The organism is Maribacter sp. 2-571 (genome assembly GCF_050589625.1).
GTDB lineage: Bacteria > Bacteroidota > Bacteroidia > Flavobacteriales > Flavobacteriaceae > Pelagihabitans.
Genome location: NZ_JBNGOP010000012.1, coordinates 60,106 through 82,144 on the forward strand (window position 1 = coordinate 60,106; position 22,039 = coordinate 82,144).

Annotated in this window: 22 protein-coding genes and 2 pseudogenes; 1 reads left to right on the plus strand and 23 read right to left on the minus strand. The window is 35.8% G+C overall.

What is annotated here, in order from left to right; genetic code table 11:
* Positions 1-97: 97 nt before the first annotated feature.
* The 5 genes from ACRD7P_RS10365 to ACRD7P_RS10385 form a co-directional block, all read right to left on the minus strand.
* Positions 98-895, minus strand: coding sequence for a hypothetical protein (locus ACRD7P_RS10365; RefSeq protein WP_430907494.1), 798 nt, complete (start codon positions 893-895; stop codon positions 98-100).
* Between the two features lie 208 nt (positions 896-1,103).
* Positions 1,104-1,745 carry a hypothetical protein gene (locus tag ACRD7P_RS10370; protein WP_430907495.1) on the minus strand — a complete coding sequence of 214 codons (642 nt, stop codon included), beginning with the start codon at positions 1,743-1,745 and terminating at the stop codon, positions 1,104-1,106.
* A 126-nt stretch (positions 1,746-1,871) separates the two neighbouring features.
* Positions 1,872-3,281: a DKNYY domain-containing protein gene (locus tag ACRD7P_RS10375; protein WP_430907496.1), complete on the minus strand. Its 1,410-nt coding sequence runs from the start codon at positions 3,279-3,281 to the stop codon at positions 1,872-1,874.
* 359 nt (positions 3,282-3,640) lie between these two features.
* Positions 3,641-3,934: a VOC family protein gene (locus ACRD7P_RS10380; protein ID WP_430907497.1), complete on the minus strand. Its 294-nt coding sequence runs from the start codon at positions 3,932-3,934 to the stop codon at positions 3,641-3,643.
* Between the two features lie 187 nt (positions 3,935-4,121).
* Complete coding sequence (locus ACRD7P_RS10385) at positions 4,122-4,586, minus strand: GNAT family N-acetyltransferase (protein ID WP_430907498.1); 465 nt, start codon at positions 4,584-4,586, stop codon at positions 4,122-4,124.
* 204 nt (positions 4,587-4,790) lie between these two features.
* On the opposite strand from ACRD7P_RS10385, the pseudogene ACRD7P_RS10390 reads away from it, so the two are divergent.
* Positions 4,791-6,384, plus strand: a pseudogene (locus tag ACRD7P_RS10390) (IS1182 family transposase).
* A gap of 97 nt (positions 6,385-6,481) precedes the next feature.
* On the opposite strand, the gene ACRD7P_RS10395 reads toward ACRD7P_RS10390, so the two are convergent.
* The 18 genes and pseudogenes from ACRD7P_RS10395 to xerA all read right to left on the minus strand — a co-directional run bounded on the left by ACRD7P_RS10395 (position 6,482) and on the right by xerA (position 21,997).
* Positions 6,482-6,679: a hypothetical protein gene (locus ACRD7P_RS10395; protein ID WP_430907499.1), complete on the minus strand. Its 198-nt coding sequence runs from the start codon at positions 6,677-6,679 to the stop codon at positions 6,482-6,484.
* Positions 6,667-6,963: a DUF4274 domain-containing protein gene (locus tag ACRD7P_RS10400; protein WP_430907500.1), complete on the minus strand. Its 297-nt coding sequence runs from the start codon at positions 6,961-6,963 to the stop codon at positions 6,667-6,669. Before ACRD7P_RS10400 ends, ACRD7P_RS10395 begins: the two co-directional genes overlap by 13 nt.
* 226 nt (positions 6,964-7,189) lie before the next feature.
* Positions 7,190-7,990, minus strand: a complete 801-nt coding sequence (locus ACRD7P_RS10405) for a hypothetical protein (RefSeq protein WP_430907501.1) — start codon at positions 7,988-7,990, stop codon at positions 7,190-7,192.
* 321 nt (positions 7,991-8,311) lie between these two features.
* Positions 8,312-8,686, minus strand: a complete 375-nt coding sequence (locus ACRD7P_RS10410) for a hypothetical protein (protein ID WP_430907502.1) — start codon at positions 8,684-8,686, stop codon at positions 8,312-8,314.
* Positions 8,687-8,841: 155 nt separating this feature from the next.
* Entirely contained in the window at positions 8,842-9,330 is a 489-nt protein-coding gene (locus ACRD7P_RS10415; protein ID WP_430907503.1) for a hypothetical protein, read from the minus strand.
* Complete coding sequence (locus tag ACRD7P_RS10420) at positions 9,330-10,658, minus strand: DUF3696 domain-containing protein (RefSeq protein ID WP_430907504.1); 1,329 nt, start codon at positions 10,656-10,658, stop codon at positions 9,330-9,332. Before ACRD7P_RS10420 ends, ACRD7P_RS10415 begins: the two co-directional genes overlap by 1 nt.
* A gap of 81 nt (positions 10,659-10,739) precedes the next feature.
* Positions 10,740-11,195: a hypothetical protein gene (locus ACRD7P_RS10425; RefSeq protein ID WP_430907505.1), complete on the minus strand. Its 456-nt coding sequence runs from the start codon at positions 11,193-11,195 to the stop codon at positions 10,740-10,742.
* 62 nt (positions 11,196-11,257) lie between these two features.
* Positions 11,258-11,770: a hypothetical protein gene (locus ACRD7P_RS10430; RefSeq protein WP_430907506.1), complete on the minus strand. Its 513-nt coding sequence runs from the start codon at positions 11,768-11,770 to the stop codon at positions 11,258-11,260.
* Between the two features lie 220 nt (positions 11,771-11,990).
* Positions 11,991-12,539: a hypothetical protein gene (locus ACRD7P_RS10435; RefSeq protein ID WP_430907507.1), complete on the minus strand. Its 549-nt coding sequence runs from the start codon at positions 12,537-12,539 to the stop codon at positions 11,991-11,993.
* A gap of 299 nt (positions 12,540-12,838) precedes the next feature.
* The gene (locus ACRD7P_RS10440; protein WP_430907508.1) at positions 12,839-13,402 is read right to left on the minus strand and encodes a hypothetical protein; all 564 of its coding nucleotides are present in this window, start codon (positions 13,400-13,402) and stop codon (positions 12,839-12,841) included.
* 137 nt (positions 13,403-13,539) lie between these two features.
* A complete protein-coding gene (locus ACRD7P_RS10445; protein WP_430907509.1) occupies positions 13,540-14,043 on the minus strand; it encodes a hypothetical protein in 504 nt (167 codons plus the stop codon).
* Positions 14,044-14,903: 860 nt separating this feature from the next.
* Positions 14,904-15,419 carry a DUF4348 domain-containing protein gene (locus ACRD7P_RS10450; protein ID WP_430907510.1) on the minus strand — a complete coding sequence of 172 codons (516 nt, stop codon included), beginning with the start codon at positions 15,417-15,419 and terminating at the stop codon, positions 14,904-14,906.
* Positions 15,420-15,637: 218 nt separating this feature from the next.
* Positions 15,638-16,270, minus strand: coding sequence for a hypothetical protein (locus tag ACRD7P_RS10455; RefSeq protein ID WP_430907511.1), 633 nt, complete (start codon positions 16,268-16,270; stop codon positions 15,638-15,640).
* Positions 16,271-17,959: 1,689 nt separating this feature from the next.
* A complete protein-coding gene (locus tag ACRD7P_RS10460) occupies positions 17,960-18,376 on the minus strand; it encodes a hypothetical protein (protein WP_430907512.1) in 417 nt (138 codons plus the stop codon).
* A 242-nt stretch (positions 18,377-18,618) separates the two neighbouring features.
* Positions 18,619-19,095: a hypothetical protein gene (locus ACRD7P_RS10465; protein WP_430907513.1), complete on the minus strand. Its 477-nt coding sequence runs from the start codon at positions 19,093-19,095 to the stop codon at positions 18,619-18,621.
* Positions 19,096-19,104: 9 nt separating this feature from the next.
* Positions 19,105-19,299, minus strand: coding sequence for a hypothetical protein (locus tag ACRD7P_RS10470; RefSeq protein ID WP_430907514.1), 195 nt, complete (start codon positions 19,297-19,299; stop codon positions 19,105-19,107).
* A gap of 560 nt (positions 19,300-19,859) precedes the next feature.
* Positions 19,860-20,810 carry a transglutaminase domain-containing protein gene (locus ACRD7P_RS10475; RefSeq protein ID WP_430907515.1) on the minus strand — a complete coding sequence of 317 codons (951 nt, stop codon included), beginning with the start codon at positions 20,808-20,810 and terminating at the stop codon, positions 19,860-19,862.
* Positions 20,811-20,869: 59 nt separating this feature from the next.
* Positions 20,870-21,997, minus strand: a pseudogene (gene xerA / locus ACRD7P_RS10480) (site-specific tyrosine recombinase/integron integrase).
* Between the last annotated feature and the right edge of the window lie 42 nt (positions 21,998-22,039).

A 22,039-nucleotide genomic window follows, 5' to 3' on the forward strand; every position in this document is an offset into this window, starting at 1 on the left:
TTTACCATTTTGTTCCAACGGTTCTATCCCAAGAAAACGGGTGGAGTTGTTAGGGTCAGCGTGCAGCGGATCGGTACCTGTTTGGTGTTGCGGAACGCTAAAAGGTAGTGTAAATGCCAATGTTCAAGGAAGCCTGCTTTGGCACATTATTTCCAAAAAAGGCTCCACCAAAACCAACCGTAGCGCCGAATTTCTCCGTGATTTCCACAATTCCCTTAAAGCCAAAGGCACCATATTCCTGGTCGTTTACGTAGAGGCCCGTGGCCGTATTTTCCAATGGCAATACAATGTTTCCGTTCTCCAAGGATTTTACAACATCGATAAAACCGATCAACCAAATCCGTTTTGTGATTTTATGCCCGATTTCCCCTCCAATTTTAACATTTGAACTGTAGTCATTGGTTCTCAAATCGGCACCGATAAAGCTTTGTACATAGGTTTTTCCAAAGCTCCTTCCCATTAAAAAAAGTGGTGTAAACGTAAAGGCATCATAACCTGTTCTGATTCCAGAATCGGAATCGTAAACGCTGGTATTTGCTTCAACATTGAACTGTCCGGAAAGTATCCAATCCTTTTGATAAAATCGCTGTTTTACCCCTACGGCAATATTACCAAGCGCCGTGGTACTAAAATCATTGAACGAAATTAGCTTTAAAGGAGCATTTATGACGATACTGGTTTGATCTGAAAATCCATATTCGCCATACAATTGAATGGTTTGATCTGAAATTTCCCCGGGAACATCATAATCAGGACTTCCAAAAACGGTACTGTAGTTCGGGATAGTGTTGAATGAAAGTTGGGTGTAAAATTTGTTTTTCTCCTGCGTCCACGGGCTTTGGGAAAACACGCCAACGCCCATTGATAAGAATAAGATTATGATACCGTTTTTCATGGGGTTCTATTGTTATAAGTTCATAGTGCGAAACGATGCCAATCCCTACAAAATGGAATAGAAACACCTATTCCTAAAATACCAATAAATCAGTTTATGATCAAACATCAGGTATTAAGGTCGTACAAAAAATGGTATCCTTTCTTTTTTAACGCGCATCTTTGAACCTATCGGCGTTTCGGATAATTCTTTGTAACAGATTATCATGTTATCGCCCCAATCGTTTTCCATCGTAAATTAGGTGTTTTTTGATAGTGCCTGTTACTTCTTGCGAAGCATAAACTTTCATGTTATCGTTGTCGTATTCAAAAGCAAATTTTGTTTCAGGTAAAATAGTGGATTTCATTTCATAAAAACCGTTCCTGTTTATAGATTGTAGTTCACTTTCTTCATTATAATTGAATATGTCTTTCATAAAAGTTTCCTCTTCTGCATCCTTATCCAATAAATAGAATAGTTGTTTTGTGATTTTATCGTCTTCGAAACAAACGACCCGTACTTGTTGCAACATCATTTCGTCGCTATCATTTTCTACAAACAAAAACCACATTTTACTGTTGGTTAGATAATCGATAAAAACGCTTCCCCAATTTTCATTTGCATTTTTATAGCTATAAATCAACGTATTGTCGAAAAAATGATTTTTAATGGAATCCAACTTTTCCGTCTCGAATATGGTGGTTTTTCCTAGCTGGTTTGTTATTGAATAGTAAGGGGTAAAGTCTAAATAGGAATCGCTCCAGTTTATTTTTGAAAATGAAGTACTATTCATTTTTTCTTTCCTTGCGTTGAAGGATTTTTCGTTTTTTTCAAAAACCGAAACAATTTTTAAATAGTCGTTATCAATCATCGCTTTTGTGAGCTCTCCCCGAGTTCGATTTTTTGGGTGCCATACAAGGTTGATTTAAACGCATATATCCTGTTTTAGCAACGGGCAACTTCATCTGTATCGTAAAACCATCTTATGTATTTTGAATCAAACATCATATTTCGTTGTTGCCTTTAGTAGTTCCTTGTATTTGGGTTCGGTCAGTTTTTCTTCCCTTATGAGCTGCCTGATCGTTCTACTGCTGCCAATACCATCCCTATTCAATAATGTTTTAACCGTTTCTTCATTATCAATTTTATAAATGGTATTAAAAACAAGTTGGCTTTCGCCCAAACCATCAAAATAATACCACTGTTTACCATGTTTCCATACCGACCCAAAAGTATACACATCCCCTAATTTACTCCACGTTTCTTGGGTTTCCAAACCCACTAAACGATTAATGGTCGTGTATCGCTTGTCCAGACTCTTGTCCGTTTTATTGTTGTGCCGTCTTTCAAAAGCATCAATATACAAGGTTTCTATGCCGTTCGAAAATACGAGTGGAGCAATTTCCTTGAAATTCTTGTTTGAAAAAGGATTATCTCCGGCGCGGCGTGTTTCTTTTTTTACCGTATCATAGTAGTAAACTCCCTTCATACTGTACCAAAGTGTGTGATTGACATGAGAGCCAAATTTGCTCATTACCTCATATGGCCCGTTTTTTCTATCAAAAGAAATACTATCGATATAAACGGTTCCATCTAAGGGATCATACAAATAAGTCCCATTTTCCCGAGGATTTACGTTAATGCCATACAACGCTTTGTTGTCGGTTATGGGTAACAGTTTATTTTGATGATACACATGTTTGCCATCCCTAAAATAGACAAAACTTTGCGTGGTGTCGGTGTGGTTATACAAGGGTATTGCAGCTAAACTATCTTTATTCGCATTAGGCATTACTTCCCCCTTGTAAAATACCTGTTTTCCATTACAGGTAATAGATCTGTTTTTTAGCATGGTAATATAGGGTGTATCACTCTTTGGCAATACTTTTAGGCCATACCGATACATTTGAGGCTTTTGGGGTTTGTCGTTACCGAACAGATAATGGCTAATTTGATTTCGTAATCCCTTACGCACGGTCAGGTCCTTGTTTCGTTGGACCGCTTTATCGCAATAACAGGTTGTTGTTCCATCCGAGTAGTAGTTGTTTCCGATAGGTGCTACCTTTTTAGGATCTAGCTGTGGTATAATGCTATTGCCACAGTACACGTTTTTATCGTCAATGGCCATATGTCGATCATCATATGCATGGCTAATGGGTTGGAAACTTTTTATATCCGCTTGCGGAACGGGAAAATATCCATCACCGGGAACCACAACGTATATCGTGTTTTGGTATACCGTAAATCCCCCAAACAGCGCTTTACCGTTCTGATTTATTTCATCGTCAATATCCGCGGCGCCGAGAAGAGATATAAAGACGATACATAGGATGATCGTAAGTGCCGAAAAAGCAATAATGATTCTCGTTAGTAGCGTTTTTTTGTGCTCATCTGGATTTTTAAACATGCTCTTTTTTCGTATAGCCGCTGACCGGGGTCTTTGCAGATTCTCCATTACTACCATTTCAAAGGTACTAGGGAAAAAGACTAAAAATAAGCGATCGGTTTCACTTTATAGGATATTGCTACCATTGAACGGATGGCTGCTTGGCGATACGGTATGTTTTGCCCGGAAAAAGCGGTTTAGAAAGGAGGAAATGGTCCAGGTCAAATTCTTTTTCTATGCCGTCGTCATGAATGGAGTAGGGAGAATAGAAATCGCATGGGTAAATCCAAAAGATTTGAAATATTTAATAACGGCCCTTAGTAAGTGCTAGAGGACTTATTACCTATGAGCGTAGTAATGTGCACCTCCTTTTCCAGCGTTTAATTTGGGGAATGCAGACCAATTTTATTCCCTTCGGAGTCAATAAATATTGCATAATATCCGCTTTCGTCTGCGTGAAGTGATTTGGGTACCTGTATTTCTCCGCCGTTTTTTTCTACTTTATCAAGGATCGTTTGAAGGTTTGCTCCACCGTTTAGGTAAATGGTCACTCCATTAGCCGAGGGTTTATAGCCTTCCGCTTTTATAATAACGCCCGTAACCATTTGTCCCTCATAAGGGAGTATGCCCATTTGCATTTCCGGAAACTCCATTTTTTCGATGGTAATGTCCAAAATTGCTTGATAGAAATCGATTGCCCTTCATATCCATCAACACCTATTTAGAAGGTCGACAAGAACTGGATATTTGCAAGTTCAGACCTAGGTTCAAAAAGAAAAAGCCCCTTAGAGGTGCTTAAATCGTTTCATTTTTTCTGGGATTCAAGGCTTGTGCAACAATTACCAATGTTGTAGCCAGTTTTTACTTTTTCCATTTTATTTGTACTGCGGATATTTTTTCCATTTCTAATCGGTTTTCAGTCAGTTGTTCAAATCCGTTTTTCAGATAAAAATCCAAAGGGGAAATATAAGCTTCGCCATTTTTCTTTTTATCTCTATTATGGTCAATTACCCAACCGTTTAATTCCGATTCTTTTTCTTTCGCAAGATTCAGAATTTTTGTTCCGAGTCCTTTTCCGTGAAACTTTGAATCTAAAATTATGGCAAACCACTTTTCTTTTTCACGAATAAAGTCAAAATACCAGCCTTTAATACTTTGATTTTCGCCTTTCATTAGAATGTGCGATTGTTCAGCCAAATTTTCGAGATAGTTTTCAAATTCCGAAAGCGTTCGATAATTCAGTTTTTCTGGATATTCGTTGTTCCAAAGTTTTAGAATCTCTTCTTTATCGGTTTTCGACAGTTTTATTTTTTCAATAAATTCCACTTTTCGATTGTTTGGTCAAATTGGCTACAACGGTCTAGTGTATGATTTCGTTGCGGAAAGGAACGTGCGTTATTTTCTGCTAATTCTGATTTTTATTAAAAGTAGGATTTTTCTTTTGCTTAACCAGCTTAGCAATGAATTATACACGTTGTGCCTGTTGCACAAGTCCTTTGTTAAAAATAGGGAATATGCTTAACTTTAGTTATGCAGGGCAAAAAAGATTATCAAGAGAAGCTTTTCAGTAATTTTCAATTAAGTGATCGTGTACCTAAGACGAATTTCTACCGTCGTTTAAGAGAGGTTCTCAATCTGCATTTTCTGTATAAACTTACCAAGGATTATTATGGCGATAGCGGTCAAAAGAGCATCGACCCCGTGGTGTCGCTTCGGCTGCGCTCAGCGCAAGGTCTTCAAGCTTTGTTTGGTGGGCTATTTAGAGAACTTAATCAGCGACCGCAAACTTATCGCGCATTGTTCTATGCGACTTGATATTCTGTTTTTCATAGGGTATGATATAGACGAAGAACTACCTTGGCACAGCACGATAAGTAGAACGCGGCAACTGTTTCCAGAGTCGGTATTCGAACAGGTCTTTACAAGGGTCCTTGGCCTTTGTGTAGAAAAAGGAATGGTTTCCGGTCATACCCAGGCGATAGATTCGGCTCCTGTCAAGGCCAATGCGAGTATGGATACTTTAGCGCTCAAAGTACCCGTTGAAGAACTGGAAGAACATTTACGGAAAGTACGTGCGCTAAGTTCAATGGATAAAGAAGTTCCCCACCGACAAAGCAAAGGGGACAAGTCCGATGAAGGCCAGCGCCGCATAACGGCTAACGAGAAAGAACTTAAAGCCATCAAGGGCAGGAACAGGAAATGGGCCAAGGACCAGGACCATCGCCCGGGCGCAGGGAACAAGGGGAGCAAATACACGAGCAACAAGACGCATTATAGTCCCACGGACCCAGATGCTAGAATAAGTGTAAAACCCGGTAAGGCGAGAAAGCTGAACTACCTGAGCCAACTGAGCGTCGACACGGCACACCATGTGATCACCGATATCAGGGCCTACCATGCCGATGGTAAGGACAACCAACAGTTACAGGATATCGTGAAACGACTTCAGGGCCGATTATGGAAACAAGGTTTAGTCTGGGAGAACTGTGTTGCCGATACGGGCTATAGTAGCGGGGAGAACTATGCTTTTTTAGAGAGACAAGGCCTCAAAAGTTTTATACCGCCCCATGGCACGTACAAGGGCGGCCCATCGGATATGTTCTATGTAAAGGAACACGACCATTACCTGTGTCCCCAAGGCAAGGTGATCCCGTTCAAGAAGGTCTTTTTGGATAGCCGTACCAAGACCAGGAAGAAGTCCTATCGTGCATCGAGCAAGATCTGCAAGGGCTGCCCGTTACGGCCTTCATGTCTGGGCAAGGTAAACGAGAAACAGTTCAGCGTCACTTATTACAGGGATGAATACGAACGCAACAATGAACGGGTGAACAGCCCACAGGGGAGGTACATGAAGGGCAAGCGCCAGAGCACGGTCGAGCCCGTGTTCGGTACATTGACCCAGTTCATGGGGCTACGCAAGATAAACACCATCGGGATCGAACAGGCCAACAAGGTGATGCAACTCTCGGCCATCGCCTACAATCTGAGGAAGTATCTGAAATTCGAACGAAAACGTTCGAAAAGCGGGGCAGGCCAGCTAGCTTTTGCAAGCTTGGCAAGAAGTATCCATCAACACCTATTTAGAAGGTCGACAAGAACTGGATATTTGCAAGTTCAGACCTAGGTTCAAAAAGAAAAAGCCCCTTAGAGGTGCTTAAATCGTTTCATTTTTTCTGGGATTCAAGGCTTGTGCAACAATTACTTTTGTTGTGCATAGTAATTTATTTCCTATAGTTAAACATTAGACCAATAGGTGATTTTTTTATTTTCTCTTTTTCTCTTTCAGTTTCCTTTATCTCTTCGATTGTTTTTGGTAAATCTTTTAATTTTGGTGCATCAAGAACTTGATTAAGAACAACGGTTGAAAGACCATAGAGAGGAGTTCCAATACAAGCGGATGCTATTTCTACTGAACCCATAACAAGCCAGCAGTAAAATCATAATAGTAGTCTGGCTCAGCATTCCAGAAAATTTTGCAAGCGGTTCCCTTATCGCATTTTGGGCTATCAATTATCCATTGCAGGACAATTGGTCCATCGTCCCAATTGTAGATGTCTGCCAAATAATACTGTTCGGCAGCATTTAGAGATTTGAACTTCTCAAAATCAGGAACGGTTTCTTCGTCATCATCAACATCATCGTTAAACGAAAACTCAAAAAAGTTTTTCTTTATCAGAAGTACTTTATGTGGGCGAATTATCACTTATTTGAATGAGATTTTTTCTTTTTCAGCATTAAACACAACGGTTGAGCTATGCGTAGTGCGGAGGCAAGGAAACTTTTCGTTTCCGTCTACGTACGAAGCTAAAGCTTTTGGTTTTGCTTTTTCTTTTTTTGTCCAAATCTAAATCCCAAAGATTTAGCGACTTCATAAATATACACAGACCTTTCCGTTTAAACCCAAAAGTCCGTATTACGTATAGGTTTTGTTAGGCACAGGCTTTTTCCACCAGTATGCTTCGGTTTTCCTTTATTTGCGTTATTGCCATTTGTAAAACTTGCCAACATAACATTGCTGTGTCCATAGTCGGATTGAGTCCAGAATTAATTTGTTCAAATGGGTGAATAAAGTTTCTAAAATCTCTCAAAACATGGCTGAATTTCTTCAAGTCTTCCTTTATCAGCCCGATTTCAAACGAGCTATTAATCAAGTTGTTTAAAGTCCATTGGGATAGTTTTTTGACCTTTCCATTTTCGTCTTTTGGAGAGGATTTTGTTTCATTGAATAGTTTTGGATATTTTTTTGCCATTCCAAGAAGAATACCTTCTAAAGTACTGCCTGATAAGAAGATAATTGACAACGGTGTTTCTGCTCTAATTCCTTTATTGATTTCGATAATCCGAGTACTTAAAGTCTCGACGATAATTTGGTCGAAACCTAGGCCATCCATTTGTATTTCCGTCGAATTTAGATGATTAAGTTCTTTGCTATTCTGAATTGATTTAATTTTTAGTTGTGAAATAGTCTTAACCAACCAGTTCTTAAAATTCAGGGTAATGTCTGGAGCTTCACTTGGTAAATTGTCTTGTATTATAAACTCAGATTTCAGTAATTTTTCGAGATATAAAATTTGATTTTCAATAGAATAGTCCTTAAGCTCATGGACGATTTTAGTAGTTTCAAAATATAGACGCCCACCTTCCCATCTCACTTGCTTCCATTCAGATAGGTCTGCAATTTTTGCTCTTACTTGCAAATCTATAATTTCCGCTATTTCATTATCGTTCATTCGTATTTGCTTTTTTCAGCTTGTGCCTAACGGTTCGGCTATGAACAGTACGGGAGCAAGTTAGCACTTGCTTTCCGCCACTCAATTAGCCAAACCTTTTTGTTTTGCTTTTTCTTTTTTGTTCCAAAGCTAAATCCATAAGATTTAGCGACATTCTAAATATACACAGACCTTTCGGTTAAGCCCAAAAGCCGCATTACGTTTAGGCATTGTTACCCAACGTTTTTTCGTTCGAGTTAGCCGTAAGATTGGTAAGTCCATCAACACAACAGTTGCGTTTGAGTGAAGTCCATTTATACAAACTTATTCAATTCCTGATACTCAATTATCAGGACGGAAAGTTAGCTTGGTCTTTTGTTCATAGTCTCTTTTGGAGGATATGAGTAGTTCCCCATAATTTACTTCAGCGTTAAACTCCTTTGCTAAAATGTTTCCAATAGTATTAACCGTTTTACTTTTATTGAACCCTTTGTAGTCAAAAGTGAAAATTAATGGCTTTGTATATTTTCCCTTTTCCCAATCATGTTCTCTGCTAATATTGATTTTAGATTTAAACTCAGAACTAGTTCCCACAATCCATTCCCATACGTTTTCGTAATCACGAATAAAATCGTTGGAATTGAATAATTTAGAGATAGGTTCTATTAAATCATCAATCTCTTTTTCGCTATATGTCCAAAATGTTAATTTCCTCAAAATTGCTTTTTGAAAATGTTGGGTAACGGTCTCGGCTATGAGTAGTTGCGTGGGTTAGCACCTAACTTTGCAAGTACACACCAAGTTGGAAATTCCGCAGGAATTTCCAAAGTAGGCGAGAACAAGCAATTACTTATAGCCATTGTTGTAGCAAGTTATTTATAGTTTAAACTTTCTGGCCTCTTCTCAACTCGAACAGTAAACCCAGGAAAATCTTTTAAATCAGCTGTTAAATTATCGTCATAAGTCAAACATAATTTCCTATTCGATATCAGTACACAGACAATGTGAGGATGGTCTTCCTGATTCGATAGCAAGCTTTTTTCAATCCTTTTTGTAAAAAATTCATTTTTGAAATCCTCAATTTCGGTTTTCGATTTTTTCTGTAGTCTCCCTTGAATTTGTAATCTACTAATTATAGATGGAATTGCATTAGGTTTAGAACAGTCTCTTGATGAGTTCAGATATTCTACTAATAGTTTCTGTGAAACCACTAGATGGGCATAATCTAATAGCTTTTCAGGTTCTTTTTCAACAAGGTCTTTGTCAAATTCATTTATCCACTGAATTAACTCTTTGTAATGAGGGTCAATTGGCGTAGCAAAATTTTTTGCAATGTTATTATCGATAAAAATGTCATTCATTACTCAGCCTCAATTGCAATATTCATAACATCAAGCATATAGGTTTCAAAGAAACTCTTTGGTGCATTTTTAATCTGTCCATTCTTTAACAAAGACAAATTATAATGCTTAGCTTTCATTCCATTATTATCTATGAAGTAGGTCTTAACATCGTCTTCTGAGATATCTTTTTTTGCAATTGCCAATCTTAACCGATTTATTAGATATTCACTATGAGTTTCGATTACGTATCTTTTATTTTCTTTAGAAATTCTATTTACTAAATAGTCCCCAAATTGTGCTTGGATTCTAGGATGTAAATGAATTTCAGGTTGAGCAATAAACAATGTAGACTTTTTTCCTAATTGTAAATCAGCCACAATTATGGGTAGAAATTGGCTAATTCCAAATCCAACATCACTTAAAGAAGACCAAACTCCATTAGCCTTTGTTCTTATTAGAATTTCAAACCTACCTCCATCAAGTCTTTTAGATTTTATTTCGTGAAGTAAACCTAATTCTTTAAGAATAGATATTAATTCTTTATACTCAGGTGATTTTTTTGTTTCCCAAGCAATTATTTGGTCTTCATAGTTTTCTCCGAACTTTCCAACTTTTAAGTCCTTTTTAGAAGTTTCATAATATGTTCTTTCTGGATATAGTCTAAAAGAGCTTATATAGTTTATTTTGTCATCAAATCTGTTAAACATTGCAGAAAGAGATGATACAAATGAACTTAGATAATAATACTGGTCATTTCTTAACAGTTCTTGAAGCTCATTGAAATCGGAAAATTTAAACTCTATCTTGGTTTTTAACTTATTAAACTTTTTTGTGAGTTCTTCAGCATCTTCATTATTTTCCTTAATGGAACTTCGAACAATTTCCATTATTTTCTTAAGCATTTCAGGTGACCTAGATACTTGATTAGGGTCTTTATCTACAAAGTACTCAAACTTGAGATTGTATTTTCTTATTTTTTCAATTTCTAAATTGAATACATCTGAATGAGCATATAACTTTTCAAGAACGGGAAGGTTTCGAATTTTATCATTACTCCAATAAGTAGTTATTTTTTCCTTTTCCCCCTCGTCATCGTGAAATTCTAGTTTTATTAATTTGGATTTATCGTGATTATGAACAATTTCTTCAAAATCACCCATCTTGATATACTTGCCATTGGGTGAAAACTGAAAAGGGAATTCTCTTGATTGAATAGCACCTAAAATGCTATAGAGTAATGAACTTTTCCCACTACTGTTTGCTCCTGTGATTAGAGTTATTTTGGAAGTGTCAAATTCTATTTTCTCGTAGCACTTGAAGTTTTCAATATTTACTTTATTTATCATTTTATAATTTTTCTATAATTTGCTACAACGGTTAATGTAAAATGCGTTTTAATGCATTTTACATATTGTTGTGGTGTCGTTTTAGTATTTTAAGTTGTCAAGTTCATGTTTGAAAAATGTTTCAAAATCTCCCTTAATAGTCAATCTGTGCTGCTTGATTAAATCAAAAATTAAGTCTTTAATTGTTAATACTCTTGAATCGACTTTTGGTTTTTCATTTAACTGAAACAAAGAATATAAACTCAATTTATTTCTCTCACTAACTGGCATAGGAAGCTGATTTTTTATTGCTTTATAAATTTTAAGTCTATTCGTTTGGTTAAATTTTTTGTCCAAAAAAGACTCACTGAATAATTCGTTTTCAAATAGATTTTGCATTTTTAGTGAATTTAAGATTCTGGATTTTAAAAATACGTATGCAATATCATTACGTAAAATAACATTATTATGGATAAGCTCTAATTTTTTGTTATCTAAAGGAAAACTAAAACTGTGTTTTTTTTCTAGTTCTTCGGTGTTTTCTGGATAAGTTCTCATCTATTATAATCTTCTTAGCATTTTATTTTAAATGCACTATACACTTGGTTGTGGTGTCGTTTTTATTCAGTTATTTTAAATTTTCTCCCAATTAATTCACACTTCTTGGTAACATTCCAAAAAGCAAAACCTGACTTTCCAGATGGGATCTTCCAATAAATTATTTTTCCGTTTCTTTTTCTTAATCCGAAATCCGAAATCAAACCTTCTGTTTTGATATTAGCAACTTTACCAGTTGGTGTATTGATAATAGAAATACTTTTATATCCATTATGCCATTCAAATTCAGAATAATAAATGATTTCACTCGAGTTAGAGTCAATTCGGACAAACTTTTTAGTTGTGTTAATTACAAATTCCGATTCCGAAATTTTCAAGACTAATACAGGAATCTCATTTCCATCTAAACTTAATCGTTTTTTAAGTTCAATTTGCAATTTCGCATTTAAAAGTTCAAACAAAGTAAAGATCTCATTTCCGTTAAAATCCGTTTTTGATTTATTGAAATATTTAAAGAACCAAAATTCAATTCGGTCTTTTACTTGTTCAGCAGATTTTTCAATTAAGTTTTCCATTTTTTGCAATGCACCACAACGGTTCGGCTATGGCAAGTTGGGCAGGCAAGGAAACTTTTCGTTTCCGTCTGGTCTACGAGCCAGAGCTTTTTGTTTTGTAATTATTTTTCTTTTTTAAATTGCCAAATCCAAAAGATTTGGCGGACTTGATAAATAAGCCCAAGCCATTAAATTTACCACTTTATGCCCTATTTGTTATAGCCATTGTTACCATACGTTATTAATCGAATTCTGCTTTATCCATTCTGTTCCCCCAACCTCCTTTTTCTGAATATTTACTAATTCTAAATTTTTCAATTTCTGGTACTCCATTGAGGTTTTCTTGAGCAAAATGGTAAATTCTCAATACAGAATCCAAAGTTTTTTTGCTGTACTTTCCAGTTGCGCCATATAAATTTGAAGTCCCAATATCAATTGTCAAATCAATCAACAATAATAGGTCGTCTTCGATTCCGAAATAGTATGTTTTTAACTCATAAAACTCTTTTTCTGTTAATGAGTCATAATCTGAAGGCTTGTTGTCGGGGTGTTTGTCCATTACATTATTTGGGTCTAAATCGGATATTTTTTTATCCCATTCTCCTAAATCTTCACTTGACGTGAATTCCCAAAGCACTTCCGTCAATCTATCCAGCCATAGATTTTCAAGTTTATTCTCTATAATAAATTGCTCCAAACACTTTATAGCAAAAGCCATACGCCCTGTGATAGAAATCCTTTTAAACTGACCTTCTATACTATTGTCCTTTTGTTTAAATATGTTTAGCATTTCACTAATGTATGGTAACGGTTCGGCTAAGCGTAGTGCGGAGGCAAGGAAACTTTTCGTTTCCGCCTGCGCATGAAGCTAAAGCTTTTGGTTTCGCTTTTTCTTTTTTTTGTCCAAAGCTAAATCCATAAGATTTAGCGACTTCATAAATATACACAGACCATTCGATTTAGCCCTAAAGCCTGCATTGCGTTTAGGCATTGTTACCCAACGTTTTTTTCGTCCGAGTTGGCTTTTCGGCATTTTTGGTAAGTCCATCAACACAACAGTTGCGTTTGAGTGAAGTCCATCTGCGTAAACTAGTTACGACTAGTTTTCAACCAAAACATATTCAATTTGTGACGTAATCCACCCAATTCCCAATTCACATCAAACTTTTTACTTTCCTCTCTGTAGGGAGGAGTAGCAACTTTACAATGTAACATAGGTTCATTTTCCTTTATGGATGAATAGAACTCTTTTTCAAGTGAAGTTTTTAAATAATATCTTATCTCTATTATAGTTTTCTCTTTTTGAGATTTATAAATATGTAAATTGATATCATATAGATTTTCATAAATTAATTGTAATTCTTTAGTAACTTCATTCAAAGATTTTGGTTCTTTTTTTTCGTTAACCTTTTTCCTTAAGTGAGGTATTTGAGGGTAATTAACTCCAATATTTTCTTTTATTTCAGATGTAATATATTGGCAATTTCTCGAAATTTTATTCCAACAAATATCGCTTGCCATATCAATTAGAGAGGAAGTTGATTGTGAAATTTTTTGTTTGAGATTACCTTTTTTCAAAATGTTGGGTAACGGTTTAGCTATGAACAGTACGGGAGCAAACTGGCGTTTACTTTCCGCCACGTAATTAGCCAAACCTTTTTGTTTTGCTTTTTCTTTTTTTATTTAATGCCAAATCCAAAAGATTTGGCGGCGCTGGTTGAGATTCCGGGTTTATAACTTAAGCAGCCAAGCCCGTATTGTTTATAGGTTTTGTTATCTGCTGGCTTTTTTCAACAGGGGGAATAATATTGCCAACGTATTAATTTTCCATTCCGTAATTGCAATCTGATTCCGTCATCATTTTTGGCATGAAAAATCACGATTCCACCCGTAAAATTATCCGTAAGCCGTTCAGCCGTTTTATCTCCAAAAATTTTAATTAAATCAGCCGAATCCGTTTCGCAATTCATAACGAATTCCCCGTAACTTAGATTTATGCTATTATCGTTTTCAAAAATCACTTCTTCAATCAAATAGTTTTGTTTGTCCGTTCCCGTAAACTTGATTTTTTTAAAGTCCAGCGTAATGAATGGAATTCCTTGTTCATCAATTGACAAGAATCCACAATCGTAATTTGGAGCATATTCTTTATTTGGACTACCCAATGTTTTGGTAATCTCTAACCTGGAAGATAAAAAGTCCAGTCCATTATACTTTATCAAATCAAAATCCACATTTTGAGCAAATCCAGTTTGAGCAATTAAAATGATTATTAAAAGACTAAGTTGTTTCATTTTTTGAGCTTGCAGATAACGTTTAAGCTATAATTAGTTGCGTTTTTGAGCACTAACTCTAGCAAGTATAAACATACGAAGAAAATCCGGTCTACGCTCGCCGAAGCTCTGCGAAGGGGAGAGGATTTTCGGGCTACGGCAAGCCTAAGCAATTAATTATAGGTCTTGTTAGCAAACGGTTTTTTTAATCAAGTTTGGTTAGGCAAAAGTGAAAAAATTTGAGGGCTTACTCCCTTAAGTTGGCTAAAGAAGACATCGGACTAATTGCGTCCGAGTGAGAGGTCGGTCTGGGCGTCGATTGCGTTTGAGTGATAAGACCCCTTCACACTGTTTGCTAATGGTTAAGCTATAGTTAGTTGCGGTTTAAAGCGCTAACTCTAACAAGTATAAACATACAAAGAAAATCCGGTCTGCGCTCGCCGAAGCTTTGCGAAGGGGAGAGGATTTTCGGGCTAAGGCAAGCCTAAGCAATTAATTATAGGTCTTGTTAGCAAACGGTTTTTTTAATCGAGTTTAGTTAGGCAAAAGTGAAAAAAGTTGAGGGCTTACGCCCTTAAGTTGGCTAAAGCAGACATCGGACTAATTACGTCTGAGTGAGAGGTCGATCCGGGCGTCAATTGCGTTTGAGTGATAAGACCCCTTAATACTGTTTGCTAACGGTTCAGCTATGAACAGTACGGGAGTAAACTAGCGTTTGCTTTCCGCCACGCACATAGCGAAATCTTTTGGTTTTCTTTTTTCATTTGTCCCGATAAAAAGCAAAATCCCAAAGATTTTGCGGACTTTATAAAAATACGCAAACCTTGCGACTAAGCCCAAAGCCCGTATTGTTTATAGGTTTTGTTGGCATTAGTTATTTTTTATATTCCTGAATCCCACTCTTTAGTCAAAAACCATTTTCCGTCAAATCCAGTAAAATAATATTTAGAATTCCCACCTGCTTCAATACCATACCAATGTAAAATCCTTTCGTTACTCGGTTGAAACTTCATTTCAAAATTATCATAGATTTGAGTCCGTTCACTAGCAGTATTAAAATAGAAGGGATTATGTTTCCATTCATTTTTGCGGATAATAATTAGTGTGTCCTTCATTGTCTCAATATCAGTTGTATGATACTTTAAAGGAAATTTAATACGATTCCTTTGAAAAACAGAGTCAGTCATAAATGAATAAAAGAAGCTATTAAAACTCTCATTGTTATATTCCTGAGTTACTTTTTCTTCAATTTTAACTTCCGGTTGTGGGGTTTTATTTTTTTGTAATTCAGCTTTTAGACTATCTATTTTCTTTTCCAGTCGAGTAGTTTCAACATTGTTGTTATTGTTACAACTAAATAGAAAGACAAAGGTGATTAAAATGAGAATTTGTTTCATTTGCTATAATTAATGCCAACGGTTGGGCTAAGCGTAGTGCGGAAGAAAGGAAACTTTTCGTTTCCGTCTGCGCACGAAGCTAAAGCTTTTGGTTTAGTTTTTATTTTTCTTGTCCAAAGCTAAATCCCAAAGATTTAGCGACTTCATAAATATACGCAGACCTTTCGATTAGCCTTAAAGCCCGCATTACGTTTAGCCATTGTTAGCTGCTGTATTTTTTATCCAATCATAGTAATCCAATCGCCAAAATTGTCAAGTAGGAATTTAATTCCTCTTTTGAAGACTTCCTTTCGTCCCAATTCCAAGACCTCTTTTAGTAAAGGCAAACTCTTTTTCCGAACTTTTGCGAAGAATCCGCTAATTCTCTTTACAGTAGTTCGTTTTGTCATTGAAGGAATTTCTTTTTTTATTTCCTCCGCTTCTTTAATTAAGTCCGCGTTTTCCTCTTCGTTTTGTTTTAGGATATGAATAACGTTTACGAAGTAATTATGAATAATTACTTGCTTCTCCAATTCATATGGTTTTGTGTCCGCATCTTCGTCAAGAATTTCAAAATTTGCATAAAATTCCTGCTCATATTCGTTTAAGATACTTTCCTCTGCGGATAATTCAGTTTTATTATATGCTTTGATAAGGTTAGTCCATTGTTCTAATAAAGTAACAATCGAATTTTCTTCTGTCGGCACTTTTCTTGACGCAAGTGATGCGCTGTTTGTAGGGTTAAATTCCGCCTCAAAGATTATTTTATTACTTGAATTTTGAGTAGGGTTTGATACTGAAAATTTAAAGTCCGAATATTTTGATTTGTCCTCAATTTCTAATTCGAAAGGCTCATTTTTTGTCAATTCCAAAATATCATTGTTGACTTCGACAAATGTCCGAATTCGTTTAAAAAGTCTTTCGACTGTTTGCAAGAGGATTAATGTATGTTTCTTTTTGTTTATCATTTGTCAATATTGCAGCTAACGTCTCGGCTAAGGTTCGTTGCTGTGATTGGTCCGAAGGACAATCCAGTCGAACCTAAAGATAGCTTTTTACACGTGATTTCCGTTTAGGAAATCCGCAAGCAATGAATTTTAGCCATTGTTGTGCTTAGGTTTTTTTACTCCGAATGAGTTTTCGTCAATCCAGATTAGATTCCAGCTAGTCCTAGATTTGGCAGGATAGCTATTTAACTTTACTTTTTTCAATTCAGAGTCCAATGAAAAAATTCCACTAACATTTTTTGGCCGCCTTTCATTTCCACATCTTCTTGGTCCCCAATTGTGATTTATGCTATATTTTCCGTCTGATTTAAATCGTACAACAGTACCTTTTTGGCTGAAATTACAACGTTTATATATCATGATGTCAAAATCAGGATTCCTTTCAATCCGCTCAAAAGTCCAGTATCCGACCAAGTCCGATTTGCTGATTTCGTTTTCCTGTCCGAAAGAAACTAGGGCGACAAAGAAGGCTATTATGGTAATTGATTTTCGCATTGTTCAATTGAAACAAGAATCGTTCCAACTTAAGCACAACGGTTCGGCTATGATTTCGGGCTGGGAAATCTGGTAGGATTTTCGAGCTAAGAAATCGAGCGTACTAAAAGTAGGAAATATTCTTTGGGTTCACTAGCAAAGTCTGAATTATAGGTATTGTTGGCAAATCGTTTTATTATTCACGCCTGAGTGGCAAGTCCGCCGTGCTACTTTCATTCCCGATACTAATAATTGTTACTTGTGCTTAAGTGGGGGTGAAGGCGGAGGCGGAATATCCCAAATATCTTTGCTTTTGGATTTGTATTCCTCAACTACTTCTTTGGTTAACTTCCAATCATCAATTTGAATAATTCTTGCCAAAGTATCTTGTTTAGTAAAAACAATATGTATACTAGAATGAGGTGTTTCATTAGTTTAAATAAAGCGTATTGCGTGTCTTCCTCCCTCATTTAATGAGGGTTGTATATAGTATTTTACGGAATCCTTGGATTTTTCAATTTCAGATTGGAAAAGAATTAATTTTTCAGATATGCTATCCTTATCTCTTTTAATGTACCATGGAATCATATCTCTTACCTTGTTATTGGAATTTAAATTAAATGCCAGAGTCTTTACTCTTAACACATTTGATACCAATAATTTATTATTCTTCGATTCAGTTTGAGCTGATAGAGAAAGACTTAAAAAGACAAATAAAATGGGAATAAAATATTTCGTCATTATAGTTGTAATGTTTGCCAACGGTTGGGCTATGATTAGTGCGGCGCGGAAATCCGATGGATTTCCAGCTATGCGCTAAGCAAAAGCTTTTGGTTTTGTTTTTTCTTTTTTTGTTCGAAAGCAAAATCCCAAAGATTTTGCGACATTATAAATATACACAGACCTTGGCGTGTATACTATAAGTCCGCATTAATTATAGGCATTGTTACCAACTGTTTTTTTTCGTTCGAGTAAGCCATTTGCACTCCGTTCGAGTAAGAAGTCCATCTGCGCAACAGTTGCGTTTGAGTAAAGTCCATCTGGAGTCGCAATTTGAAATCAAAAGAATTTTGCAAAGCTCTAATTACCTAAAGTTTCTTTTAACTTTAGGATTTGTGTTATAAAACTGAGTACTGTTTTGGCTTTTTCGGCAAACTTGAAAAAATCAAAAACTTCAGTTGGTAATTCTTGCTGTAGTTCTTGTTTATCACTTTCGCTTAGATTTTCAAAACTTCTTGCCCAATCTTCGATATAACTTCGACCATAGGTTGTTAATTGTTTGCAACTAAGTTTTGTTAAACCTTGCGACATTAAATATTCTTTGGCCGTTCCTAAATCGTTTCGATTGAAATTTTCTCCTAATAGAGATTGTATTTCTTTGTCCAACTGCCCACCGTAAAAATTATCAGTCCGACCTTCATTTTCAATATAAATTTTAAACAAAATTATATGAGTATATAAATCCCTCTTCTCAATTATTCTTAATATTTCGTTCATTTTTAAATTGAATTATGATGGTGCTTCAAAATAGTTGGTAACGGTTCGGCTAAGCGTAGTGCGGAGATAAGGAAACTTTTCGTTTCCGTTTGCGCACGAAGCTAAAGCTTTTGGTTTAGTTTTTATTTTTCATGTCCAAAGCTAAATCCCAAAGATTTAGCGACTTCATAAATATACACAGACCTTTCGGTCTTGCCCTAAAGTCCGCATTACGTTTAGCCATTGTTAGCAACTGGCTTTTTCTACCCAATTATTACATCGTAGTCTTTAATTAGGGCACGCATTAATTTTTGTCCATTTTTTCCCAAGTCCTTGTTTTTCAATCCAAGGTCGTTTCGCATTTCAGCCATAATTTTTGTCATGTATAGCAAGTGCTGTCGGGAATCAGTTTCTTCATTTTCATTTTGATGATACATAAATTGAAAATAGTCGGAAAACGCGATTATTACTTTTGGCGAGGCGTATAAAACATATTTTTTGTAGAATTCATATAAATCTGCCAGCATTTTATCAGGATTGTTTTTCTTATTTGCTTTAGTGTTAGCAAAAATTCCAATCATTAAATTCACATACTGCTGATAAATCGCACGTCTTTCTTTTGTGATTTCGTTTGTTAGCTCTTTTTTCTTTTCAATATTGCTTTTAATCAGATATCCAATTCCAGCTCCCAATAACGGCAGAGATATAGATAAAATGGTAATCAAGGTTTGTGAAGTCATTTATTATTTTTACGAGAAATAGCGATAAATTCCAGCTATACCAATTAAGAAAAAACAAACCAAACCACCAATGATTTCAATACTATAGGATTTTAACCAGTAATCTTCCAAATCGTTATATTCCTTTATCTCCTTATATCCCCATGCAACCGAAACGATTAAGCTTACTATTCCAATAAGTAATTCGTATTCTTTGTGGTTCATTTTTTCAGCTTGTTGCTAACGCCTGGGCTATGATTAGTTGCGGAAATGTCCGCAGGATATTTCCAGCGTACTAGCTAAGTTAATGATAATTGGGGAAGATTTTCCGTGAGGAAAATCCGTAGCAATTAATTCATAGGCTTTGTTGGCAAAAGTTGCGATGCACAAGAGTGAGCACAGGCTCTTTGCGCAGTTTACATATCGATTGCGCCTCGATTCCGTAACGATTGGAAAACGATTCCGCAGATTGGAACGTTCTGTACCCGATTCGAGTAAGGTCCATCTGCGCGAACTTTCTCAGAGTCCACTTGAGTAAACATGAGATTTTAGGAAATAGTGAAATTACTTAATGAGCTATTTTTGCCAACGGTTGAGCTATGAACAGTACGGGAGCAAACTAACGTTTGCTTTCCGCCACGCACATAGCGAAATCTTTTGGTTTTGTTTTTTCTTTTTTGTCCAAAACAAAATCCCAAAGATTTTGCGGACTTCATAAAAATACGCAAACCATTGGAATAGGAGAGAAGCCCGTATTGTTTATAGGTTTTGTTACCACCAGTTATTTATATGCGGAATAGAATAATATTTTCATATAAGACCATAGTTTGCTTTTCCTGATTGAAATTGTTCAAGTCGACTTTGAAAGCTGCTTTTTGCGGAATATGCTCTTTTTTAAACTTATAGTAGGTATAGCCGTCTTGATTAATAACTTCAATTCCAGGAACGGGGTCATAATTTATACTATCTGTTCCGTAGCCTAATCTTACCATCCAATTTCTATTTGGATTGTCTTTCCATACAAAATAGTAAAAGTCTGTGTCCTGTTTTAAACTTGGTTCTTCGGTAAAGCCAACTAGATAATAGAGGGGGTCTATATATTGCGAGTCGTTGAATTCTTCCAAAGACAAGGGTTTTTCTAGTAACTGCCACTTACTTTCGGATGGAAAGTGCGTAATAATTAATTTTTCAGGACTAATGTCAAAATAATAATCAGGGACATTTGTTTCAAATTGTTTTGCCCAAGTGGAATCAACTATTAACCAAGTATTATTTATTCTTATAGCATTCCAAGCATGACTAAATCCCGTATCTAATTCTGGTTCAACAGTTTGATTAGTTAAATGCCTTATATGTCCATCAATTACTTCGTTTTCAATTCCCATTTCGTCCATAAACCATTTATACAAAACCGAAAATCCAGCACACACCGCACTTCTTTTTTCAAAGACTAGAAAAGGACTTGTATTCAATTTAACATCTTCTTCTGTCCAACCGTCTTTGTTATGTCTTTCTAACATTTCATAATCATATTGGATATTTTCACTAATCCAATAATAGAAAAATCGTGCCCTTTCTTTGTCACTATTTATGTTGTTTTTAGCATAGTCCGTCAATTCTGCCATCAATATATTCTCGTCCATCAATTCCTCTACCATTTCTTTAGTAGACTTACCCTGAGCCCAAGTAAGGCTGATGCCAAGAAAAAATATTATTGATGGAAAAAAGTTTCTCATAATTGGTGGTAACAATTGACTAAACGTACCTTGGTACGTTTATTTCTTTTTTGGCATCACTAATCTAGTGGATTTTTAATGGTTTCGAAAGTGTTTGTAGCAACATGGGTATATATTTCAGTTGTTTTGGTCGAACCATGGCCTAATAGAACCTGTATTTGTCTTAAATCTGTGCCTGATTCCAATAAATGTGTTGCAAAACTATGTCTCAATACATGCGGTGTTACGGTTGTTCGTATTCGCGCCTTTTCAGCAGCTGTTTTTACAATTTTCAGAACACTGGCACCACTGTACTTAATTCCTTTCTTTCCTTCAAATAAATATAGTGTAGGCTCATATTTCTTATAGTACCTCCTTAAATCTTTTAGAGCAGTTATAGATAATAAGGTAAGTCTATCCTTGTTACCTTTTGAACCTTCAACGCGAACTAACATTCGTCCGCTGTCAATATCCTTGATTTTTAAATTCAATAGTTCACTGCGCCTTAAGCCAGAACTATATAGCAACTGTACAATACATCTATGTTTGATATTATTGGTGTTTTCAATAATGGACGTGACTTCTTCCTTCGAAATTACCTTTGGAAGCTTAGATTCTTTTCGAGGCCTTTCAATCTCATAAAAACGGTTGGGCATACCTAAAACCACCTCATAATAAAATTTTATAGCGTTGATAGCTTGATTTATATAAGAGTTTGAGTGCTTTTTTTGAATAAGGCTTTGGAGAAAAGCTCTAATATCATGTTCGTCCAATTCTTTTTATTCTTTATCCTTATGGTAATTGATGAACAGTTCGAAAAAAGTGACATAAGTTTTAACCGTGCTATTGGCGTAGCGTTTTAATTCTAGTTTTAGTAAATACTCTTCAGGACATAGACGGTACTCAGGTACCGTCTTCCTTTTTCTGAACCACTCGACATCGATAGTCTCGTTACTGGTATTGATAGGCCTATTGGTCAAAAATCGATTATAGTTTATCCAGACCAGGCCTTTAAATGTTGTGAAAATAATACCAAGGTTGGTTTTGGTATTTGGAATGTAGGCCATGTTATATTCTTGACTCCATTTAGGGTTGGGAAGACTTTTAATTAATCCCTGGATAAGCTTATCGGGAGAAAACTTAATTCCTATCATCTTTTGATTCTTAATCATAAGATGGTATAGTGTTATGGATTTCATTGAATTCATATGACAAGTTTACCTAGGTTTTAAACATTAAACGGTATATTA